Here is a 20,690-nt window from a genome sequence, read left to right on the forward strand (position 1 = left end):
TTATTTATATATAAACTTATTATAATGTACGATTTGTCTGTTTAAATACCTGGAATTTTTAGTGTTATTTAAATTAATAATAGTAATTTGTGGTGATCGTGTGAGATTTAATTATCATTCTGCATAATTTAACAATATAAAATCTCTGAATATCCTGATTCAGAGATTGACATTTCCACTAAAATAAATCAGAAAACCGCCGTTTTCGTATATAAGATTCTTCATTATAGCTGTTACGTTCCATAAAAGAATTGCGATTTGGCACGCTTTAATAAATAAATGATTTTTTGGCTGTTCGGAGAGGCTTTATTTGATTTGTTGGCATAGGAATTGTCGCTGATTTAGTCATTGCGTGCGACAAAATGATTTCGGGATGCCAGAATGTAAGGTGGCTTTCAGCAGTAATAAGATAGTTTGTGGAATCCCAAATCAACATAATAAAAAAATGCAGTCATTAGATATTCTTTTGATCGAAGATAATGAGGGAGATATCCTTCTGACCACCGAGGCTCTTGATGAAGCGGGTTTCATTAAAGACATTGTGGTCATCAAAGACGGGGAGGAAGCCATCAGGTACCTTGGTTCCAGGGCGGTTTCCAGAAAAGCCGGTTTTCCTGATCTGATCCTGCTTGATGTCAATCTTCCGAAAAAAAACGGTCATGAGGTACTGAAGTTTATCAAAGCAAACAAATGGCTCAGACACATTCCCGTTATCATGTTTTCGACTTCAAGTGCAGACAAAGACGTATTTGATTCCTATGATAATTTTGCCAATTGTTATATTACGAAACCGACGGATATTGAAGATTTTCAGGGAGTAATAGAAAGTATAGAACATTTTTGGATGCAAGTGGCGAGGCTACCTAATAAAACGGAATTTTAATGTGGAAAACAGGAAATACCATGTGCTGGTGATAGAAGATAATCCCGGGGATTTTCTGCTTATTCAGGATTTTCTTGAGGAAGAGTTTGGAGAGGTGCACATCAGTCGTGCTGAATGCTTTAAATCAGCCAGGGCCTTGTTTCATCAGATCAGCGGACTGGATATTATTCTGCTTGACCTGTCCCTTCCCGACAGCTCAGGTGAGACGCTGGTCAATGATGTACTCAAACTTGCAGGGACTGTGCCGCTGATTGTTTTAACAGGGTTTGCCGACAAGGAATTCAGTGTGAAATCACTATCTATGGGAGTTTCAGATTATCTCCTTAAAGACGAACTCACTTCTTCTTCCTTATTCAAAAGTGTTCTTTACAGCATTGAGCGTAAAGCCATCAGCAATAAGCTTGAACACTCGGAACAACGCTACAAGGATATTTTCAGGTTAAGCCCCCAGCCCATGTTTTTGTGCGAGAAGGGCTCTGAAAAACTGTTGAGTGTCAACGAAGCCGCTCTCAGGAAATATGGATTCAGTCTTGGCGAGTTTCTGTCGATGAGATTAAAAGACCTTGAAACAGATGATTTTTCTTCTGAAATCGTTGATTCGGAATACAAAGGGGTGTCAGGGCATAAAACTAAGGGCGGAGAAACTATCTTTGTGGAAGTACAGAGCAATTCCGTCTTTTTTGATGAGGAGGAAGCTGTGCTTATTATTGCGAGCGATATTACAGACCGCATGAATTATATCAATAAAATAGAACAACAAAACAGAAAGCTGTCGGATATCGCCTGGATACAATCTCATATTCTGAGGGCCCCTTTGGTCAGGATGATGGGATTGATCGAAATGATGGAAGAAGAATATAAAATCGAAGATGATCAGAAAGATATTATACTCAATCTGAAAAGTTCATGTCATGAACTCGACGGAATCATCAGGGATATTTTAAAGAAGGCAGACCGGATAAAAACGTCACAAAATATATGAATAAGGAATTGCTTTTGGTGGACGATGACGAGATGATGCTGTTCTTACACGAAAGAATAGTAAAAAAATGCAACATTTCGGCACCGATCCGCTCGTTCAGGAACGGTAAGGAAGTCCTTGACTACCTGCTTGAAGACGGTGGCGAGGGTAACATCTACCTCATTCTCCTGGACATCAATATGCCGGTGATGAGTGGCTGGGATTTTATGGAAGAACTGAATAAACAAAAGTCGAAAAACAGGATATTGGTTGTGATCATCAGTTCTTCACTCGATATAGAAGACCTGGAGAGGTCACAGCAATACGCACAGGTGATAGATTATCTTGAAAAGCCTATTAAATCTGAATTAATGCTGAGGCTGATGAAACATGAAAAACTCCGTGATTTTATTTGAGAACTGGCTCTGTTAATGTCTGATAATAAAGACGAGTGAGAAATGGCAGATAAAAAAGAAGGCTTGCGGATATTGATTGTGGAAGACAATCCCGGAGATTACACCCTGATTTGTGATTTCCTGATGGAGAAATTAAAAAATCCATTGATTTTCCATGCACAAACCTTAGCCGGAGCTGCAGAACTCACCGATACTTCCAGCCCTTTGGACGTCATCCTGCTTGACCTCTCCCTATCCGATTCCTGCGGGGAAAACCTGGTAAAAGAAATCATCCGTTTGGGCAATGGCTCACCTGTTATTGTGTTCACAGGGCATACCGACCAGGATTTTGGCATCAGAACGCTCGCCTGGGGTGTATCCGATTATCTGTTGAAGGACGAACTGACCGCAGCACAGTTAGAGAAAAGCATCGCTTACAGCATCGAACGAAACCGCATTTATTCCAGACTGGAAGAATCGGAGCAGAAGTACAGGAATCTTTTTGAGCTCAGTCCCGTACCCATGTGGGTGTTTGACCCCCTCAGTTATCGTTTTCTGAGGGTCAATCAGGCCGCCCGTGACCATTATGGTTATACAGAAGAAGAGTTTTTGTCCATGAGCATTATGGACATCCGCCCTGCGGAAGACATAGACCTGATCAAAAGGAAACTGGAGATCATTCATTCTTCACGGCCCGGTGATAAGGTAGACCGTTTCTTCCGGCATCTGAAAAAGAACGGAGACCTCATTATTGTTGAAATCAACAGCATTTATATTGAATTTGAAGGAAAGCGGGCACGGCTTGTGCTGGCTAATGACATCACAGAGAAAGTGGAGGCACAGGAAGCCTTGAAAGAAAGTGAGAGGAAGTTCAGGCTGCTGGTGGAGAACGGGGTGGACAGGATTGCTATTTTTGACCAGGACGCCAATTACCTTTTTAAATATCCTGCCAATTCCCCTTCATTATTAAGTAATACTCAGAAGGCCTCCGATAATCTGTTTGACTATGTCCACCCTGAAGACAAAGACAAGGTCAGCAACCAGTTCAGCAAAATTTTTTCCGGGCTTACGGTCAACATTTTTCCCTACCGGTTTAAAGAGCAGGGAAGCGAGTGGATATGGGTGGAAACCACACTTACCAACAGGATAGAGGATCCTTCCATTAAAGGCATTGTAGGCAACTCCCGGGACGTCAGCGAGCGGAAAAGGGCTGAAATGCAGATGCAGGAAAGCCAGGAGAACCTTCATCAGATACTTCAGGCCCTGGAAGAGGTGGTCTGGGCGGCTAATATTGAAGACCGCAAACTGCTTTTCGTCAGCAATTCCCTCAATAAGGTCTTTGGGATCCAGGCCAATGAACTCAACAGGAACATCGACATCTGGAAGACGCTCATTCACCCCGATGACAAGGCCAAAAGCCTCAAAATAGATGAAGATCTTATCAATTACGGGAAATCGCAGGGCGTCTACAGGATCATTGACAGTGCCGGCAATATTAAATGGATTGAAAATACGTCAAAAATCATCAAAGGGTACGGAAATAAGCCTTCGATGATCATCGGTAGTTTTATTAATGTGACGGAAAAAGTGCTGGCAGAGCAGGAAGCCATGAAAGCCAGGGAAGAAGCAGGCGTGGCCATCCGCTCAGTGGCTGAACTTGAACTGAGGACCCTGCAGCTGCAGATGAACCCTCATTTTATTTTCAATGCCCTCAATTCCATCCAGAGCTATGTGATGTCCAAGGATTTGTACCAGGCCAATACCTACCTCACCAAGTTTGCCCAGCTGATCCGGCTTTTCCTCGACTCTTCCAGGAATAAATACATTTCTATCCGCGAAGAAATCCGGTTGTTATCGCTCTATATTGATATGGAGAAGCTGAGGTTTGACCAGAAGTTTGATTATGAGATCAAAACAGATGCTGATGTAGACAAGTTCTGGGAAATCCCGACAATGATTCTGCAACCTTTTGTTGAAAATGCCATCAACCACGGGCTCAGGTACAAAAAAAGCAAAGGGAAACTGCTGATTCATTTTTACTGTGATTCATCCAGCCTTCTCTGTAGTATTGAAGACGACGGGGTAGGACGCGATAACGCTAAAAAGATACAGTCGCTCAACAAGAAAGGCTATCAGTCACAAGGTTTGAAAATCACCACTGAACGGCTCATTACCTACAGCGAAATCAGCCATATGAATATCGAGTTTTCTATAGACGATAAAACGGATATTGTAAATGGTGCAGAAGACGTAGGTACCAGGGTTTTGATCAGATTCCCGGTTGACCTGGTGTGATTTTACCCGCAAAGTGGCATGGGCGATTTCCTTTACTTTTCAGACTCCAAAACCCCTTATTTCTCCTTCTTTTTTAATCCTTATTTCTGCGGTTTTGTGTTACAGACTATCCTTATTGTTTCTTTTTTTTGAAATTTTCAGACATACTCACAATCTGGCATGCCACGTGATCCGGAATTTCTGAAATTTTATTTCTGCTTTTTGAGATTTCCGAAGGTTTTGGCCTCGGATTTTGCATTTTTTTCCGGCGTTTTCCATAGTCCAATTTTGAACCAGAGTATACTGGTCCAGAAAAATATTTTTAGAATGTACCCGTTTAATAAGTTTTTGAATTTTGCTACCGTTTTTTTGGTTTGGCATCTGCTTTTCTGAATATTTGAATACTCCAATTTATTTTTTCTGCGTATATGCGTATAACACAAAAAGTTTTCATATATTTGACTAATATTAATATACGCAATATTTATCGTAACTTATTGAAAGTTAATATACGACTAACCTTATCGTATATTAATAATTTGTGTAACCTCTGAAATGACTGCCGGTTTTGTGCAATTTTAGCTCCTGATTATTTCTTCGTTTTGTCCTAGTTTTTGGTCGTTTTATGGCCAAAACCTTCGTTTTTTGTGGTATATTATTTGTTTTTCATTGATTGTCGTGCCAGAAAGCCAGACTGATTGACCGCTTCAGTATCGTGTTTTTGAAACCAATGGCCGGGCTTTTTTCTAATAAAAAATCAAATGTCTAACTAAATTAATTATGCACATGAAATCAATTTCACTCAAGTTACTGCTACTGCTGTTGTGTTGTAGTTTTACACTTTTCGCTCAAAACCAAACCAGCGAAAACAACGGGATCTGTATGGACCCGATCGTCGGATATGGTACTTACATTAATGGCACAAATACTGGATTATGTGTAGGCTGTACAGCCACAGACGGTGCTAATACCGTTGACGGAAACTTATCCAACTATTCAGTCCTCACAACCGGTATTTCTTTATTAGGTGGAGGTTCGGCAATCTCTGTTAAGGATTCCCTGCAATATTACCCTGGTGGCAATGTAGTGGGTTTTGTGGTTTCAGCTCAGGGCGGACTTTTAACAGCTGCTGCATTGGGAAACCTTCAGATCAGGACATACCGTAACGGAACACTGGTAGAAACGGCCACCACCTCAGGCTCAGTTTTGAAAGCTGCTGTGTTGGGAGGGGCCAGTTCTGGAAAACAGATGGTGAGTTTTACCACTACACTGCCTTTTGACGAAGTACAGCTTTATGCCGCTTCTGTATTGACGGCTCTGACTACGGTAAGGGTTTACTACGCTTACGAAGGGCCGGGAACCTGTGCGGTGGATTGTGCGGTGCCTTTGCTTACCTCAGGTGGGTATTCGATGACCACAGGGGCTGCAGGAGTATGTCTTCTAAGTCCTCCGACGAATGACGGTAATGCTACAGATGCCAACCTGGCTAACTCTTCCAATCTTTCTATCGCCGTAGGTATCGCTTGTACGAAGTACATCGAAGTAGCTAATAACAGCGTGGTGATACCTGCAGGAACAGAAGCCGGGTTTGTGATTTCAGATGGGAGTGGATTAATATCTGCCTCATTGCTTGCACAGATGAGAATACAGACGTATAATGCAGCAGGTATTTTGCAGGATGACTCTCAGGGAGGACCTGTCTTAGGCTTAACGTTACTAAGCGGAACAGCCGGAAGCTACAGATTGGGAATAAAAACGACCAAAAGTTTCTCAAGAATAAGAATAACTGTAGGGGGTACTGTTACGCTCTTATTTAACACCAACGTTTTCTATGCTTATACTGAAACAGACACAGACGGTGACGGTATGCCTGATTGCCTTGACAAATGTGCCGGTGGTAATGACCTGCAGGACACCGACGGAGATGGCCAACCTGATGCTTGTGACCTTAACCAGGCTAACGTAGGTGTGTCTAAAACAAACAGTGCTTCAGGTCCTTTGGCTTTGAATGATAACGTTACTTTTACGATTACTTTGACCAATACTTCCACTACCAATCCGGTAGGTATCAAAATCATGGATTTACTTCCAGCCGGTTTAACTTACTCAAGTCACACTGCTCCGACAGGAACCCAGTACAATCCTGTAACAGGAATCTGGAACGTGGGCAGTGCTTTACAGGCTTCAGGTCAGGCCAATGATGATCTCAGTCTCCAGATTGTGGCTACAGCTACTGCCCGGGGGGTTTTACTGAACGTGGCAACGATACAAGCGATGGTTGAGACCAACCTCAATTCGGCTACTTCAGCGTCATCTTGTGTGACTATCCCGGAACAACTTTGCGAAGCGAGTACCCTGGTATTGCATGCACCGGTGGGCTTAGGATCATATCAATGGTTCAGAAACGACACCTTGATTGTAGGAGCAACGGATTCTTTGTATACTGTCACGACCGCAGGAAATTATACCGTCAATGTGACTACATCGACTTGTCCTACCGGAAACTGTTGTCCTGTCATCGTTGAAATGCTGGCCAGACCTCTGGCAAGCTTAGTGCCGATCACCGTTTGTTCCGGTACTCCGACCACGATTTCGAGCAGTACCAGTACGGCGGGCGATACTTATCTGTGGACCACAGGAGCTACCACAGCCTCCATATCCGTCAGTCCGCTCGTCTCGGCTATCTATAATGTAACCAAGACCAACCTGGCAGGATGTTCTAACACAGATACCATATCGATCACGGTTAATCAGAAGCCGACTCTGACAGGTGCAATAGCCATGTGTAACAACAATGGAACAGTGAATGATTCGGCAGATGATATTTATACATTCACATTGAGTCCTTCAGGAGGTAGCGGTACCACTTATTCAGTTTCAGGTGCCGGCTTTACGACGCTGACGAACCAGAGTTACGGAGTCAGAACAGCTGATATTGCAGGAACGCCGACGCCGTTCACGATAGCAGGAGGTAACCGGACCATAACGATCACGGATGCCAACGGGTGTACCTTAGCCGATGCGGTCGTCGCGGCCCCAGCCAGTTGTTCGAGCTGTTTGCCGGCCATATGTATACCGATTACTATTACTAAGAACTAGGGGTTCCGTCTTATGCAGCTTTCCTGCAACTCTTAGTATAAATCAGAACGAATTTCAATTAGGTTATAATGAAGTTTCTTTAGTAAAGCAGGCCTGGTTTCCGGGCTTGCTTTTTTTGTGGAAAACTGAGTAAAAAACACAGGCTGAAAACAGCGGAACAATTTTTTAATGCTTAAAGGTACTTACTACTTACTTTAAACTTTTAAGCCATGATTACCAATTATTTAACTATCGCCTTTGAAGGTTTGAAAAAACTTTCTTACATACACAAGTACAGGGTGAAGGCCTACGAGCAGGCGGAACGAAAAGCGACAGGAACAGACCTCAAGCATTTTATCGTCGACATCATCAGGGAATCGGAAGAGTTTAATGACGACCTTGAAAATCTCCTGGTCGAAATCGAGAAAGAATGTACCCTTAATTATAAAGAGGAAGAACAGAGACTGCATCAGTCGCAGTTTTATTATGCCGTGGCCAAATCACAAAGTAACTCCAGAACCGTCTTTTTATCTTGCCTTTTGGGAGATAGCTATTCGCTCAAAGCTTACCAGGATCTGCTTAATTATCAGAATATCAGTCTTTTTCCGGCCATAAAAACCAAGCTGGAGCTTCAGTTGAAAAAAATCATGGACCATATTGAACGCATTGAAATCTTTCAGGTTTCTACGCAGCTTTCCGCATGACTTTCCTTTAAAGTAAAAACCAGGCGTTGATTTTTCAACGCCTGGTTTTTTATGTCAGCCTTTACATCTTTGCGATGATTTCATCCACATTGATATTTTTATCGTGGCATTCAATGATCTTTTGTAGGTCAAGAGTTTCGTTTTCGGCAGTATTGGGATTGTCACTGGATATGGTCAGGGTATCCAGCATTTTTATATCATCTTCAATTCTGCAGTAATGGGCTTTACAGATCAGTGCCGGGGCTTTAAGTCCTTTGTTTTCAAATAGTTCAATTGCATGATTGTACTCTGACAAGGTACTTTTGTCACTGGCCTTACATGAGTCGATGATGTTCTTTTTGTTTCCTTTACCAATAGCATGTTTTAAATTGATCCATGCCTGATGAAACGCCCCGGCAGCTGTACCGTTATTGGTAGGTTCGCCTCCGTGTTTGACGATCACTTTCGAAATCTCGCGGATGTGGGCCTCTGTCTCGTCCAGGAAACTCTGAAACATTGATTTAAGGTGAATGTCACTGATTGCTTCCACGGCCTTCTTATAGGCGTTGTTCCTGTCATTATTGATCCTTAACAGATCTCCGAAAATCCTTACTGTAGTTTCCATAGCTTTAGTGAATTGGTTATGACATATTGATTAAAAAACCATTCCGTCAGGTCCGGGGAATACCTGCCGGCAGAGGCATTTTTTTGAAGATGAAAACGACGTTTTTCCGGGCTTGACGGTGTCTTCCGGGCATAATCGGAGGTTAGAAACGGGCGGATCATCAATCTGATTACCTATGACTGAGGCGGACGGGCCCATTCAGCATATGATCCGGTTGTTTTGTGGTTAAGTGATTGGTAATCTTTTTGTTAATGTGGAAAATACGGGGAAATAGTTGCTCAGAATTTACCTCTGTTTGCTGCAGATTCGTATAGATTTTAATATTCATGTTTTTTGTGAAGCCCGGGGTGCGGGGAACGCTCTTTTTATTATTTCAGGTATAAATAATATGTCTCACCTTTAAACTGTACAGCTATGTTACGATGGACCATAAGTTTTTTAATCATCGCGTTAATCGCCGGGATCTTAGGTTTCGGAGGAATTGCCGCCGGAGCAGCATCAATCGCTAAAATCCTGTTCTTTATATTTGTTATTTTATTTGTCATCAGCCTGTTTTCAAGAGGCTTCAGCTCGAATAATAAGAAAAATTAGGTAAGGAGTTATATCAGACAGGCCCCGGAGTGGAAGTTCAAAGCTTCTGTTTCCGGGGTTTGTTTTTTATAGCTGTTAGCTCTTTAATTGACAGGATTACAGGATTTTTTTCCCTCTGATATCGCTTTGTATTTTATTCCTTATCCTCCCCGGATATTATCCTTCTTTTTTTAAACAGTAAATTTATCATGCTCTGAGTGGAGGTTATCAGAAAAAATGTACATTTGCCGGACATTTTAAAGTAAAACCACCTTTTGACTTATTTATGAGCAATCATACCAATCACAGTAAAGTTACCGCCGGTACCATTCTGGTGGCTATGGGTATTATTTACGGCGACATCGGAACCAGCCCTCTTTATGCTTTACGTGCCGTCATCGGTTCGAGAGAAATAAACGAAACCCTGGTGTACGGGGGGGTCTCGGCCATCTTCTGGACGCTCGTGTTTCAGACCACTATCAAATACGTCTGGATAACCCTGCAGGCAGACAACCAGGGGGAAGGAGGGATATTTTCGCTTTATGCCCTGGTGAAACGCTACGGTAAACAACTGAGCATACCCGCGATGATCGGTGCCACCACCTTGCTGGCCGATGGTATTATTACGCCGCCCATTTCAGTTGCTTCGGCTGTGGAAGGACTGGCCAATGTCGCAAGCCTCAAGGATATTTTCGTTGCCGGCAGCCCTATCACTATCGGTACTATTATTGTCATCCTGTCGGCCCTGTTTTTCGTGCAGCGGTTCGGAACACAGATCATCGGCAAGTCATTCGGACCCATCATGGCGGTCTGGTTCTCCATGCTTCTGATCGTCGGCTTGTTCCGTGCTTTTGAGCATCCTGAAATCATCAAGGCCCTCAATCCATACTATGCTTACAACATGCTTACCCATTACCCCCAGGGTTTCTGGCTTTTAGGAGGGGTGTTTTTATGTACAACCGGGGCCGAAGCCCTGTATTCAGACTTAGGGCATTGCGGTATCAAGAACATCAGGTTGAGCTGGATTTACGTAAAGACCAGTCTTATTATCTGTTACCTGGGACAGGCCTCATGGCTGATGAACCAGGGCGATAGATTCCTGGAAGGAAGAAATCCTTTCTTTGAAATGATGCCCGGATGGTTTTTGCTGCCGAGCATCGTTATTGCGACTCTGGCTACCATTATTGCCTCACAGGCCCTTATTTCAGGGTCATACACGCTTATCAGTGAGGCCATAAACCTGAACTTCTGGCCACGTGTGGCGGTAAGACAACCTTCTGAGAGCAAAGGCCAGATTTACATTCCAAGCATCAACCTGATGCTTTGGATAGGCTGTGTGGCCGTCGTGCTTTATTTTAAGTCGTCAGAACACATGGAAGGTGCCTACGGCTTTTTCATTACCCTGACCATGCTCATGACCACCCTGCTCCTGTCTATTTACCTGCGTTATGTGAAAAAATGGAAGAAACTGGCCGTATTCGGCATAATAGCCCTTTTTGTAGTCATCGAGGCTTCGTTTTTCGTTGCCAACATCATCAAGCTGAAAGAGTCTTTCGCGATTATGTTTGTGGCTTTCGGCATTTTCGCAGTCATGTATATCTGGTACAGCTCCCGCAAAATCAATAACCGTTTTATGAGGTTTGTGGACCTGAGCAAGTACAGCCAGCTGCTTACCGAACTCAGCGAGGACGACGGGATTCCCAAGTTCGCCACGCATTTGATTTACCTTTCGAAGTCTGACCGTGTTCACCAGATAGAAGAACGGATCATAGAATCCATCTTAGCCAAAAAGCCCAAGCGGGCAGATGTCTACTGGTTTTTGCACATCAACAGGACAAATGAACCTTACACCCTCGAATATGATGTGGTAGAATTGGTGGATGATAAAGTCATCAAAATAAATCTGAACATCGGGTTCAGAATTCAGCCCAAATCAGAATTGTTCTTCAAAAAGATCGTACAGGACCTGGTACAAAACCAGGAGCTCAGCCTGCATATCCGCCCTGATGGCTCAACCAAATACAATCGTGAACCGGATTTCAAGTTTGTGGTCATTGAGCGTTTCCTTTCTGTAGAAAACGAATTCGCCCTGAAAGAAGGCGTACTGCTCAACGGCTATTTCTACCTGAAAAACCTCGGTCAGAGCGACGAAGAGGCCTTTGGTCTTGATAAAAGCGACGTGGTGGTGGAATACACCCCGCTGGTTTATTCACCGGTCACCGAAGTCACATTGAAACGAAACTCTCATAAAGTAGTTTCTTAAATAACAGAAGACATTCCTTCTGAAGCAACAAGCCCGCCAGGCCCCGGTAACGGACCCTGGCGGGCTTGATCTTTAAGGAGGAGTGAAGTCTTTCCTGCACAGGCCTGAAAATAAAGGATGGAAAAAAACACGGTTTTTATTTTGAAATTACAAACCGATCGGTTTATATTTGTTCCATGTTTTCAAAATCAGATATCACCAGGCAGACCATCATTGAGAAATCGGCACCGATTTTTAATATCAAGGGATATAGTGCTACCACTATGAGTGATATCCTGGAAGCCACCGGTCTGACCAAGGGCGGCGTGTACGGAAATTTTGAAAGCAAAGACCAGATCGCCATTGAAGCATTTGAACATTCCATCGGGAAACTGCTCGAGGCCTTGCGTTTCAAGATAAAAAAAGAGAGCACTGCAAAAGATAAACTGTTCGCCATTCTGGGGTTTTACAAGAATTACAGCCTGAATCCCCTCACAGAAGGCGGCTGTCCGTTGCTTAATACGGCCATTGAAGCGGATGATAATTTACCCTTCCTGAAAATAAAAGCCCAGAAAGCATTGGACGATTTATTGAGCGGTTTGGAGATCATCATTCAGAAGGGCGTCCAGACCAAAGAATTTAAAGCAGAAATAGACCCTCAGAAAGAAGCAACCTTGATCTTCAGTATCATACAGGGCGGCCTGATGATGAGTAAGCTTTCAGACAATCCGAAAATATTGAACGGCTTACTGGATCACCTGAAAATCACGATTACTTCGCAATATCTTAACTGATTTTTTTTGCCCGAAAAAAGACCGAACGGTTTATTTATAATATATGCATTTAACTAAAATAATGGAAAAACAAAGTCTGTTCTTTACGCTCTCAACGGCAGAAATGCATCATGTTTCAAATGGTATAATAACCACATCTGAAATCTTATAATGGTAACCATAAAAAAAATATCAGCAGGTTTAATGGGATTTTACCTTAATTCATTAGCCTACATTAATCCTGAAAAGTTAAAGAGAGACGGCTTCAACCTGTTTTGCACCCCGTTCTCAAAAAGTCTGAAGCCCCACCACCAGGCATTTTTAAATTCCGGTCTTGCTGAGGTGCTGGAAATAGACGCAAACAGGATACAGACTTACCGGTGGGGTAAGGGCTCCCGGAAGGTGTTGCTGGTACACGGCTGGGAGAGCCACAGTTTCAGATGGAAAACCTATGTAAACACCTTGATTGAAAATGATTTTACGGTACTGGCCCTGGATGCTCCGGCACATGGAAACTCCACCGGGAAAATCATGAACCTGGTTATTTATGAGAAGGTTTTGTCGGTGTTTCTGAGCAGGCATAATGACGTAGATACCATCATCGCCCATTCGATAGGGGGTTTTACGACTACCTATTACCTGAGCCTTAATCCGGAGACCTCCGTTCAGAAGGCTGTTATTTTAGCTGCCCCCGGAAAAGTGGAGGAGTTTTTTGAATTCTTCGTGCAGTTTCTAGGGCTCAGAAAAAAGACCATACAATTGATCACCGATCATTTTGAAGCGGTACTGAAACAAAAACCATCTTATTTTTCTGCCGTCAATTTTGCCCGTGACATCAGGACCAAGGTACTGATCATACACGACAAAACTGATAAATCTACAAAATACACAGATTCAGAAAAGCTCAGCCGTGCCTGGGGCGGTTCCACCCTGAAGATTACCCACGGACTCGGGCATGAGTTAAAAAATGAGGCATTGCTTTCAGAAATTATCGGGTTTATCAAATGAACATTTTTACCAGAATTTCACTCACGGTCCTGTTGATGCTCTGGGCATTTTTGCCCTATAATGATAAGGAAGCCGTCAACCCCCAGGCGGAACTGCTGAGATCCATAGGTAAAGTAAACCTCGGTCTGATCTGTTCGGCTTTCCTGGGCATGGTAGCCCTGTATTGCAGGGATATTCAGATTTGTTTGGAACTGATAAGTCCGGAAAACAGGAAAATGAGCCCGAAAGCTGCCTGGCGTATGTTTTTGTTGCCTTTTAACTTCATAGAGGATTTTTTTATTGTCATCAACTTGTCAAATTCCATCGAGGCGGAGGCCAGGGTAAATCCGAAACTGGCGGCCTTAAAAGACTTCGGGATGGTTTCGGGAATTGGCTGGAGCATCGCCCAGGTTTTATCCTTCATTCCCAATGATATCGGCCAGGTGGCCGGTCTTCTTGGGTTCGTTTTGGTGCTTGTCCACTGGATTTTTATCAGGAAAATAAATACCCTTTTAGCATGAAATACGTATTGATCATTCACGAAGTAGAAGATTATCCCATCTGGAAAAAGGTTTTTGATGACGCAGCCGGGATCAGGAAAGACGCCGGGGAAATTTCCTTTCAGCTCCTCAGGTATGAGGCAGATGCCAACAGGATCGTGCATTTTTCCCGGTGGGTTTCCATTGAGAGAGCCAGGGGGTTCTTTGAGTCGCCAAGGTTGGTACAGATCAGGAAAGAGGCGGGTGTGAAAGCCCCGGAATTTATTTACCTGGAACAACTGGAAAACGGGATACTCTGAATGAAATACATCTTTTTGGCCATACTGGTAGTTATTTTACCTCTTTTTGCGGCTGCTCAGCAGCTTACAGAAGCCCGGCAGGATTCGGTTTTCGTCAGAGAAAATTTTGTGAAACACGAGGTATTCATTGCGATGAGAGATGGCGTTAAGCTATTTACCTCCATTTATGTACCACGGGATATTTCTGAAAAGAATCCCTATCCGTTTTTAATACAACGCACCTGCTTTGGCGTTGCTCCTTACGGGGTTGGTAACTACGCCTCGTTGTTATACTACTCAAGACACATGATGCGTGAAAAATTCATTTTTGTCAGGCAGGACGTCAGGGGCAGGTACATGTCGGAAGGTACATTTACCAATATGACTCCTTTTATCGCCGGAAAAACTGCCGCTAATGAAGTGGATGAATCAACAGATGCTTTTGATACCATTGAGTGGCTACTCAAAAATGTCCCTCATAACAATGGGAAGGTGGGCTTATATGGTATTTCTTATGCCGGATTCTATGCCTTATCCGGTGCTTTAAGTGGTCATCCTGCCATCAGAGCCGTTTCCCCGCAAGCCCCGGTGTCCGATTTTTTCTTTGAAGATTTTCACCATAACGGTGCCTTTGTATTGGCTGTGGCCAACGCCCTGCCCGTTTTTGGGATTCAGCCGCAAAAGCCGACGGCAAATCATTGGTACCTGGATTTTTTCCCGGAGATCAAAACCAACAACGGATTCGACTGGTATAAGTCAATGACCCCATTGAGTAACCTGGGAAAGTTATATCCTAATAATTTTTTCTGGAACGAAATAGTGCAGCATCCCGATTATGATGATTTCTGGCAAAAACGCAGCCTGATTCCGCATTTGAAGAATAGAAAAAACCTGCCTCCCGTCTTAAACGTCGGAGGGTGGTTTGATGCCGAAGACATGACCGGCGTTTTGGATGTGTATAAGCATATTGACTCCCGTTCTCCCAATACTCTGATCATGGGGCCTTTTGGTCATGGCAACTGGACCAAAGAACAGGGTCATCACCTGCAGGGCAATGTCTATTTCGGAGACAGCCTGTCCACCTTTTTTCAGAAGAACATAGAGCTGGTATTTTTCAGACATTACCTGAAAACCCCGGGGCTTACAGAGGCTCCGTTACCCAAGGCCTGTTTATTTGATACAGGAACTAAAGTGTGGAAAATGTTCGGTGAATACCCCATAAAAAACACAAGGAAAGTCGATTTCTACCTGGCCGCAGACGGAAAATTATCAGACACTCTACCCCGGGAGGGTTTCCGTGATTACATTTCTGATCCCGAAAACCCGGTACCTTATGCTGAAGAAGTAAAAGAAACTGCAGATTTTTTACCTGATTACATGATCGCTGACCAGCGGTTTGTCGCCGGCCGGGGTGATGTGCTCACTTTTGAAACCGGAGCGTTGACGGAAGAAATAACCCTGACGGGAGAAATTATGGCCCACATCAGTTTTTCCACCACAGCAACGGATGCAGACTTTTTTGTAAAACTGATTGATGTATATCCTCAGAATGAACCTGATGGACCTTTCACTCCGACAGGTGTTACGTTGGGCGGCTATCAGCAAATGGTCCGCAGTGAAATCATGAGAGCCAGGTATCGTAACTCTTTTACAAAACCTGAGCCTTTGAAGTCAGACAAAAAAACAGATTTGAATTTTAAGCTGCAGGATGTACTGCATACTTTCAAAAAAGGGCATAAAATAATGGTCCAGGTGCAATCTTCAGCATTTCCGCTTTTCGATATAAACCCGCAAAAATATGTACCTGACATCTATCAAGCCACGCAAGCGGATTTCATAAAAGCCACCCACAAGATTTACAGCGACAGTAAAATTTCAGTACAGGTTTTAACAAATAACAAAAATGGGAAATAAAATATACATCATCGGGGCAGGGGCTGTTGGCAAAGCATTAGCCGTTTTTTTGAAATTGAGTGGTAAAGAGGTGGGCATCATCAGGGGAAGCGTAGACAATATACCGTCCCAGGTAGAGACCGTTTCTGTCCTGGCGAAAGATGCCATTCTGACCGCCGATATTGAAGTGAGTTCACTTTCTGACTATCCTTCTTTTGACGGCATATTGGTAGTGACCAGCAAGTCTTTCGGGAATGAAAAGCTGGCCGAGACCTTAAAATCCAGGGCTAGGAATACACCGGTAGTCCTGTTGCAAAACGGCCTGGGAGTAGAATCGCCTTTTATTGAAAAGGAATTTACTGATCTATACAGGTGTGTTTTATTTACGACATGCCAGGTTGTTGCTGAAAATATGATAAGATTTAAACCCGTAGCTGCATCGCAAATCGGGATAGTAAAGGGCACACAGGAAAACCTGCAGCATGTTGTCAACCGCCTTGATAATCTTGTATTTCAGTTTCGCGGAGAACAAAATATTCAGCCGGTCATCTGGAAAAAGGCCATTGCCAATTGTGTGTTCAATTCTATTTGTCCGCTTTTAGATATTGACAACGGCATATTTGTAAGGGATAAAGCGGTGATGGAATTAGCCGGAAAAGTAATCAGTGAATGTGTTAAAATTGCCAATTTATCAGGAGTTGACATCACTGAGCAGGAAGTGACGGAAAGCGTGCTGATGATCAGTAAAATGTCTGACGGCCAGCTGATTTCTACCTTACAGGACATCAACAACAAACGGAAGACCGAGATTGAAACACTCAATTTTGCTGTAGTGGACATTGCCCGTAAATTAGGAAAAGAGCATGAAGTTACCCGGACAAAACTACTCGGCGAACTCACAAAAATGAAATCAGACCTGAATCTTATCTCCCCGGCCTGAAGCCCCGTAAAAAGAGAAACGGAGTTTCTCTTTTTACATCGCATGCTGCCTATCGCTTAAAGCTATCAGCTAATACCTTTTTCCTTCCTCCGGTCACAACAAAAAAAACACCAGAGCAAAACCCCGGCGTTTTTTTAATATGAATACAACCCAACTTATATGCGTTAACTTAAACTCGTATTTGGTGGCAGATAGAGCGTACTGATTCTCTCTTTTTCCACATTCACCACACCGTTCGATGATTCGCTGACGTGCATCACCCTGATCTCCTTGTCTTTCAGCTGAGGCTCGTCGTGCGTCTCCGTTTTGCGGACCACCCATTTCAGAAAACCCTCTACTATATTCTCACGGTTGTTATTAATGACATTCTTCAGCGTATTCCTCAGGATAAACGGCACCACAAATTTGCCGATCAGCCCCGCCCTGCGAAACAGTACCCTCGAAACCACCAGGTCGACACCCATATTGATACCCCAGGTGGCCAGGTCTTTGCTTTTGGGCTTGATTACCGCATTGGAAACGAAGGAGGAAACCGCTTTCAAAGGGTTCAGTTTATCGGCAAAAGAGGCCACATCGTAGGCTACGTCATTCTCGATTTCATTCAGCCTGAACCTGATCTCCTCTTTTCTTGCCTGTATGCTTTCTAAATTAGTCTTTTTCATGATCTGCGTCGTTTAAGGTAGATAAAATATTATCAATCCAGAACTGTCTCAGAAACGCCTGGCCGTAAACATAGATCAACCCGCCGGTCAGAAGATATATAAAAGCAACGATGTAATATCCCATGGAAGTGCTTTGCAGAAAAGCATTGATAGAATTAGCCAGACCGAAACTCAGGAATAAAAGAATAGTACCCGCAAAAACCAGTGTAAATACCGAAACGGCCATTTTTGAAATTACCTCCGAAACTTTTTCTGAAAGAGAAAGCAGAGCAAGCTCCTTTTTCAGGTTAACGTATTCGGTTACATTTTCAATTATATTTTGATTGTTTTCGTAGTTTTCCATGATGATAGTATTTAAAAATTCATAAATAAGTTACATGACATAAATACGTCAATTGTACGTGTAAAGATGTGTAATGATCAGAAAATCCCGTTCTTCAGCGTAAATCCGACCGAACCAAGGTATTTTTGAGTGGTGTGAAATTTAGCAGCGTAAATTCCGGGATTCAAGCGTTTTGAAAGTGGTACGTTCATTTGTAATTCAAGTGGATTCCGCGTTAATTCTATGGATTGAGATGCGTGGAATTTAATCGGCATATTTTCTCCCTGAGTGCTTATGTTTTCAGTCAGTAACCCTGCTACCGGCTGATTTTTACTGTCGTAAACCGTGACATATATTTTCTCATGATCTGTCAGCAGTTTCTTCAGATACTCAGGTATCGTGAGTGATATTTTAAGGCTTTTACCCTTGCGGGCCAAAGACGTAATATTCTTCCTGTAATTCAAAACCTCCACCCTGAAATGGTCCGCCGTAAGATAATTACTCACTTCGTTCAGGTCTTTGCTGACTTTCTCATAGGCCTTTTCTTTTTCAACATAAAGGACTGTCAGAGAGTCGTTTGAGGTTTTGTGTTTAACCAGGTCTTCCTTTAAAGCAGGAATCTCCCTGGCTTCATTTTCAAGTTTATTTTTGACCACATTCAGGTCCTCGATCTGTTTGTTCAGTAAGGCCACCTGGCGGTTTCCGTCCCGTCCCCAGTCTCTCAATTCTGCATTCTGGGACTTGAATTTCCGGAGTAAGACCGTTTTCTGCTCAATACTTGAATTGATGTCGTTGTATTTTTCAACAATCATATTCATTTTATCGGCTTTTCTCTGAAGATTACGGGCCGCTGTTTCTACGTCCTTCTTCAGATTTTCTTTAACAAATGAAAGCGAATCCACTGCAGCTGTTACCGAGGCATTTTCGAGAGACTTGTCAAAATCCAACCTGTTCTTATACAGATCAAACATGACGGCCCCTACAAGGGCTATGCTCAAAGACATAACCACCAGGCTCGTAGGCTTTGGCTGATTCGCTTCCATTGTTGTACTATTTAATCCCGATACCGGATCATCATATTCATTTTACTTCTTCTTCCAACTCCTCAACTTTCGCTTTGGCGTATCCTTTCAGTTCATTTCCTTTGGCTTTAGCTCTGTCGATCACTTCTTCACCTTTGTTCATCACGTTTGATCTTGAAGAATTAATGTAGTCAAGCAGTGTGTTGGCGATATCATTTATACCTCTTTTCAATTTGTACCTCGTTTTTGTTCCTTTATCCGGAGCAAAAGCCAATCCGATGGTTACGCCTGCAGTGGCAGCTGACAATATCCCAAGTCCGATGAATAATTTGCTTCTGTTAGTCATAATTGTAGGAGTTTTAATTTGAAATAATTTATAACAGACAAGATAAAAATCATATTCCCCGCTGGTTTTCAGAGATTTGGGAACTATTCCGGGGTGCATATTCCCCAATCTGTTGACTAATAGGGGGATTTTTAGTGATAGAATGATTGATTGAGTGTAGAATGATAGAATGGTTTAGTGAATGTTTGCCTGGCCTGAGGCTCCGCCCCGGCGGGATTGTTTATTGTTCGGTTATTCTGTAAAGACGTTGCATGCAACGTCTCCTTTCGTCGATGTCTTGTCGGGTCTGTTCCCTGCCATGAAATTCGATCAGGATTGTATTGTTCATTTACTGAAGTATTCATTCATTGAAACATTCACTCCCTTCCGAGGCCGAGCCTCAGGCCGGGCAGGCCCATCCGGAGCAGAGCTCCAGGCCGGGCAGGCATTCAATCATTCACTAACTCATTCATTGAGGCATTCACTCATTCTATCATTCACTCACTCAAAACTAATTCCCCGGAAATTCCTTACCTTTACATCCCAATTACAAAACTATGCTTGGACTAAAACTTCCTACCGACCCCCGCTGGGTAAATATCGTTGAATCTAACATTGAAGAGATTCTGACAGACCACGCCTGGTGCGAGCAAAAGGCCGCCACCAATGCCATCACCCTGATCACCAACAATCCTGAACTGACGGACCTGGTCACCGACTTACTGGCCCTCGCCAAAGAAGAACTCGACCACTTTGAGCAGGTACATAACCTCATCAAAAGCCGCGGACTGGTGCTCGGCCGTGAACGCAAGGACAATTATGTCAACGAGCTATATAAGTTCATGGAAAAGGGCGGAAGCCGCCGGGCAGTGCTGGTGGACAGACTATTATTCTCAGCCATGATCGAAGCCCGCAGTTGTGAGCGGTTTAAAGTCCTCTCAGAAAACATCAGTGACAAAGAACTCTCTAAGTTTTACTATGACCTCATGGTCAGCGAAGCCGGACACTACACCACCTTTATCGGTTATGCACGCCAGTATGGCGAAGGTGTCGACGTCGACAAAAGATGGAAAGAATGGCTCGCCTACGAAGCCTCCATCATCGAAAACTACGGGAAAGAAGAACGGATACATGGGTGATGAATGAATGATTGAATGATTGCCCGGATTGAGGCTCCGCCTTTCTGTACAGACGTTGCAGGCAACGTCTTTGGCTGTTTAGATTTTGGCTGTTAGCCTTTAGCTTTTTTGTAGAGACGTTGCACGCAACGTCTGTTT

Annotated in this window: 20 protein-coding genes; 15 read left to right on the forward strand and 5 right to left on the reverse strand. The window is 43.4% G+C overall.

All coding sequences use genetic code 11. The features are described from left to right. Window positions 1-445 precede the first annotated feature (445 nt). The 6 genes from GVN16_RS25055 (at window position 446) to GVN16_RS25080 (ending at window position 8,295) form a co-directional block, all read left to right on the forward strand. Window positions 446-883 (forward strand): response regulator, encoded by a 438-nt coding sequence (locus GVN16_RS25055; protein ID WP_166566721.1) that lies wholly within the window; start codon window positions 446-448, stop codon window positions 881-883. Window position 884: 1 nt separating this feature from the next. After that, complete coding sequence (locus GVN16_RS25060) at window positions 885-1,865, forward strand: response regulator (RefSeq protein ID WP_166566722.1); 981 nt, start codon at window positions 885-887, stop codon at window positions 1,863-1,865. After that, window positions 1,862-2,260, forward strand: coding sequence for a response regulator (locus GVN16_RS25065; RefSeq protein ID WP_166566723.1), 399 nt, complete (start codon window positions 1,862-1,864; stop codon window positions 2,258-2,260). Before GVN16_RS25060 ends, GVN16_RS25065 begins: the two co-directional genes overlap by 4 nt. Before the next feature lie 42 nt (window positions 2,261-2,302). Then, complete coding sequence (locus GVN16_RS25070) at window positions 2,303-4,534, forward strand: PAS domain S-box protein (RefSeq protein WP_166566724.1); 2,232 nt, start codon at window positions 2,303-2,305, stop codon at window positions 4,532-4,534. Window positions 4,535-5,299: 765 nt separating this feature from the next. Next, window positions 5,300-7,612 (forward strand): DUF11 domain-containing protein, encoded by a 2,313-nt coding sequence (locus GVN16_RS25075; RefSeq protein WP_166566725.1) that lies wholly within the window; start codon window positions 5,300-5,302, stop codon window positions 7,610-7,612. A gap of 209 nt (window positions 7,613-7,821) precedes the next feature. Next, the gene (locus GVN16_RS25080; RefSeq protein WP_166566726.1) at window positions 7,822-8,295 is read left to right on the forward strand and encodes a hypothetical protein; all 474 of its coding nucleotides are present in this window, start codon (window positions 7,822-7,824) and stop codon (window positions 8,293-8,295) included. 61 nt (window positions 8,296-8,356) lie between these two features. Here the strand turns inward: GVN16_RS25080 and GVN16_RS25085 are convergent, their stop codons facing one another. Beyond that, window positions 8,357-8,899, reverse strand: coding sequence for a PA2169 family four-helix-bundle protein (locus GVN16_RS25085; RefSeq protein WP_166566727.1), 543 nt, complete (start codon window positions 8,897-8,899; stop codon window positions 8,357-8,359). Window positions 8,900-9,313: 414 nt separating this feature from the next. Between GVN16_RS25085 and GVN16_RS25090 the strand changes: the two genes are divergently transcribed. The 8 genes from GVN16_RS25090 to GVN16_RS25125 all read left to right on the forward strand — a co-directional run bounded on the left by GVN16_RS25090 (window position 9,314) and on the right by GVN16_RS25125 (window position 17,082). Further along, the gene (locus tag GVN16_RS25090) at window positions 9,314-9,490 is read left to right on the forward strand and encodes a DUF1328 domain-containing protein (protein ID WP_166566728.1); all 177 of its coding nucleotides are present in this window, start codon (window positions 9,314-9,316) and stop codon (window positions 9,488-9,490) included. Window positions 9,491-9,755: 265 nt separating this feature from the next. Continuing rightward, window positions 9,756-11,732: a KUP/HAK/KT family potassium transporter gene (locus tag GVN16_RS25095; RefSeq protein ID WP_166566729.1), complete on the forward strand. Its 1,977-nt coding sequence runs from the start codon at window positions 9,756-9,758 to the stop codon at window positions 11,730-11,732. A gap of 176 nt (window positions 11,733-11,908) precedes the next feature. Beyond that, the gene (locus GVN16_RS25100; protein ID WP_166566730.1) at window positions 11,909-12,505 is read left to right on the forward strand and encodes a TetR/AcrR family transcriptional regulator; all 597 of its coding nucleotides are present in this window, start codon (window positions 11,909-11,911) and stop codon (window positions 12,503-12,505) included. Between the two features lie 183 nt (window positions 12,506-12,688). Continuing rightward, a complete protein-coding gene (locus GVN16_RS25105) occupies window positions 12,689-13,492 on the forward strand; it encodes an alpha/beta hydrolase (RefSeq protein WP_166566731.1) in 804 nt (267 codons plus the stop codon). After that, window positions 13,489-13,992: a hypothetical protein gene (locus tag GVN16_RS25110; RefSeq protein ID WP_166566732.1), complete on the forward strand. Its 504-nt coding sequence runs from the start codon at window positions 13,489-13,491 to the stop codon at window positions 13,990-13,992. Before GVN16_RS25105 ends, GVN16_RS25110 begins: the two co-directional genes overlap by 4 nt. Next, a complete protein-coding gene (locus GVN16_RS25115; RefSeq protein ID WP_166566733.1) occupies window positions 13,989-14,270 on the forward strand; it encodes an antibiotic biosynthesis monooxygenase in 282 nt (93 codons plus the stop codon). Before GVN16_RS25110 ends, GVN16_RS25115 begins: the two co-directional genes overlap by 4 nt. After that, a complete protein-coding gene (locus GVN16_RS25120) occupies window positions 14,271-16,163 on the forward strand; it encodes a CocE/NonD family hydrolase (RefSeq protein WP_166566734.1) in 1,893 nt (630 codons plus the stop codon). Further along, complete coding sequence (locus GVN16_RS25125; protein ID WP_166566735.1) at window positions 16,153-17,082, forward strand: ketopantoate reductase family protein; 930 nt, start codon at window positions 16,153-16,155, stop codon at window positions 17,080-17,082. The genes GVN16_RS25120 and GVN16_RS25125 overlap by 11 nt, the downstream gene beginning before the upstream one ends. 164 nt (window positions 17,083-17,246) lie before the next feature. Here the strand turns inward: GVN16_RS25125 and GVN16_RS25130 are convergent, their stop codons facing one another. The 4 genes from GVN16_RS25130 to GVN16_RS25145 form a co-directional block, all read right to left on the reverse strand. Then, complete coding sequence (locus tag GVN16_RS25130; RefSeq protein ID WP_166566736.1) at window positions 17,247-17,744, reverse strand: hypothetical protein; 498 nt, start codon at window positions 17,742-17,744, stop codon at window positions 17,247-17,249. Beyond that, entirely contained in the window at window positions 17,731-18,087 is a 357-nt protein-coding gene (locus tag GVN16_RS25135; protein WP_166566737.1) for a phage holin family protein, read from the reverse strand. Before GVN16_RS25135 ends, GVN16_RS25130 begins: the two co-directional genes overlap by 14 nt. Before the next feature lie 77 nt (window positions 18,088-18,164). Further along, window positions 18,165-19,109, reverse strand: coding sequence for a hypothetical protein (locus tag GVN16_RS25140; RefSeq protein ID WP_166566738.1), 945 nt, complete (start codon window positions 19,107-19,109; stop codon window positions 18,165-18,167). A 37-nt stretch (window positions 19,110-19,146) separates the two neighbouring features. Beyond that, the gene (locus tag GVN16_RS25145; protein WP_166566739.1) at window positions 19,147-19,434 is read right to left on the reverse strand and encodes a YtxH domain-containing protein; all 288 of its coding nucleotides are present in this window, start codon (window positions 19,432-19,434) and stop codon (window positions 19,147-19,149) included. Window positions 19,435-19,970: 536 nt separating this feature from the next. Here GVN16_RS25145 and GVN16_RS25150 point away from each other — a divergent pair. Next, window positions 19,971-20,552 carry a tRNA-(ms[2]io[6]A)-hydroxylase gene (locus tag GVN16_RS25150; protein ID WP_166566740.1) on the forward strand — a complete coding sequence of 194 codons (582 nt, stop codon included), beginning with the start codon at window positions 19,971-19,973 and terminating at the stop codon, window positions 20,550-20,552. Window positions 20,553-20,690: the final 138 nt, after the last annotated feature.

The organism is Emticicia sp. CRIBPO, from assembly GCF_009905725.1.
Classification (GTDB): domain Bacteria; phylum Bacteroidota; class Bacteroidia; order Cytophagales; family Spirosomataceae; genus Leadbetterella.

Excerpts from the sequence above, each read along its gene's own strand:
- GVN16_RS25055 (WP_166566721.1), top strand. The coding sequence starts at position 446 with ATGCAGTCATTAGATATTCTTTTGATCGAAGATAATGAGGGAGATATC.
- GVN16_RS25065 (WP_166566723.1), top strand. The coding sequence starts at position 1,862 with ATGAATAAGGAATTGCTTTTGGTGGACGATGACGAGATGATGCTGTTC.
- GVN16_RS25070 (WP_166566724.1), top strand. The coding sequence starts at position 2,303 with ATGGCAGATAAAAAAGAAGGCTTGCGGATATTGATTGTGGAAGACAAT.
- GVN16_RS25075 (WP_166566725.1), top strand. The coding sequence starts at position 5,300 with ATGAAATCAATTTCACTCAAGTTACTGCTACTGCTGTTGTGTTGTAGT.
- GVN16_RS25080 (WP_166566726.1), top strand. The coding sequence starts at position 7,822 with ATGATTACCAATTATTTAACTATCGCCTTTGAAGGTTTGAAAAAACTT.
- GVN16_RS25085 (WP_166566727.1), bottom strand. The coding sequence starts at position 8,899 with ATGGAAACTACAGTAAGGATTTTCGGAGATCTGTTAAGGATCAATAAT.
- GVN16_RS25090 (WP_166566728.1), top strand. The coding sequence starts at position 9,314 with ATGTTACGATGGACCATAAGTTTTTTAATCATCGCGTTAATCGCCGGG.
- GVN16_RS25095 (WP_166566729.1), top strand. The coding sequence starts at position 9,756 with ATGAGCAATCATACCAATCACAGTAAAGTTACCGCCGGTACCATTCTG.
- GVN16_RS25100 (WP_166566730.1), top strand. The coding sequence starts at position 11,909 with ATGTTTTCAAAATCAGATATCACCAGGCAGACCATCATTGAGAAATCG.
- GVN16_RS25105 (WP_166566731.1), top strand. The coding sequence starts at position 12,689 with ATGGGATTTTACCTTAATTCATTAGCCTACATTAATCCTGAAAAGTTA.
- GVN16_RS25110 (WP_166566732.1), top strand. The coding sequence starts at position 13,489 with ATGAACATTTTTACCAGAATTTCACTCACGGTCCTGTTGATGCTCTGG.
- GVN16_RS25115 (WP_166566733.1), top strand. The coding sequence starts at position 13,989 with ATGAAATACGTATTGATCATTCACGAAGTAGAAGATTATCCCATCTGG.
- GVN16_RS25120 (WP_166566734.1), top strand. The coding sequence starts at position 14,271 with ATGAAATACATCTTTTTGGCCATACTGGTAGTTATTTTACCTCTTTTT.
- GVN16_RS25125 (WP_166566735.1), top strand. The coding sequence starts at position 16,153 with ATGGGAAATAAAATATACATCATCGGGGCAGGGGCTGTTGGCAAAGCA.
- GVN16_RS25130 (WP_166566736.1), bottom strand. The coding sequence starts at position 17,744 with ATGAAAAAGACTAATTTAGAAAGCATACAGGCAAGAAAAGAGGAGATC.
- GVN16_RS25135 (WP_166566737.1), bottom strand. The coding sequence starts at position 18,087 with ATGGAAAACTACGAAAACAATCAAAATATAATTGAAAATGTAACCGAA.
- GVN16_RS25140 (WP_166566738.1), bottom strand. The coding sequence starts at position 19,109 with ATGGAAGCGAATCAGCCAAAGCCTACGAGCCTGGTGGTTATGTCTTTG.
- GVN16_RS25145 (WP_166566739.1), bottom strand. The coding sequence starts at position 19,434 with ATGACTAACAGAAGCAAATTATTCATCGGACTTGGGATATTGTCAGCT.
- GVN16_RS25150 (WP_166566740.1), top strand. The coding sequence starts at position 19,971 with ATGCTTGGACTAAAACTTCCTACCGACCCCCGCTGGGTAAATATCGTT.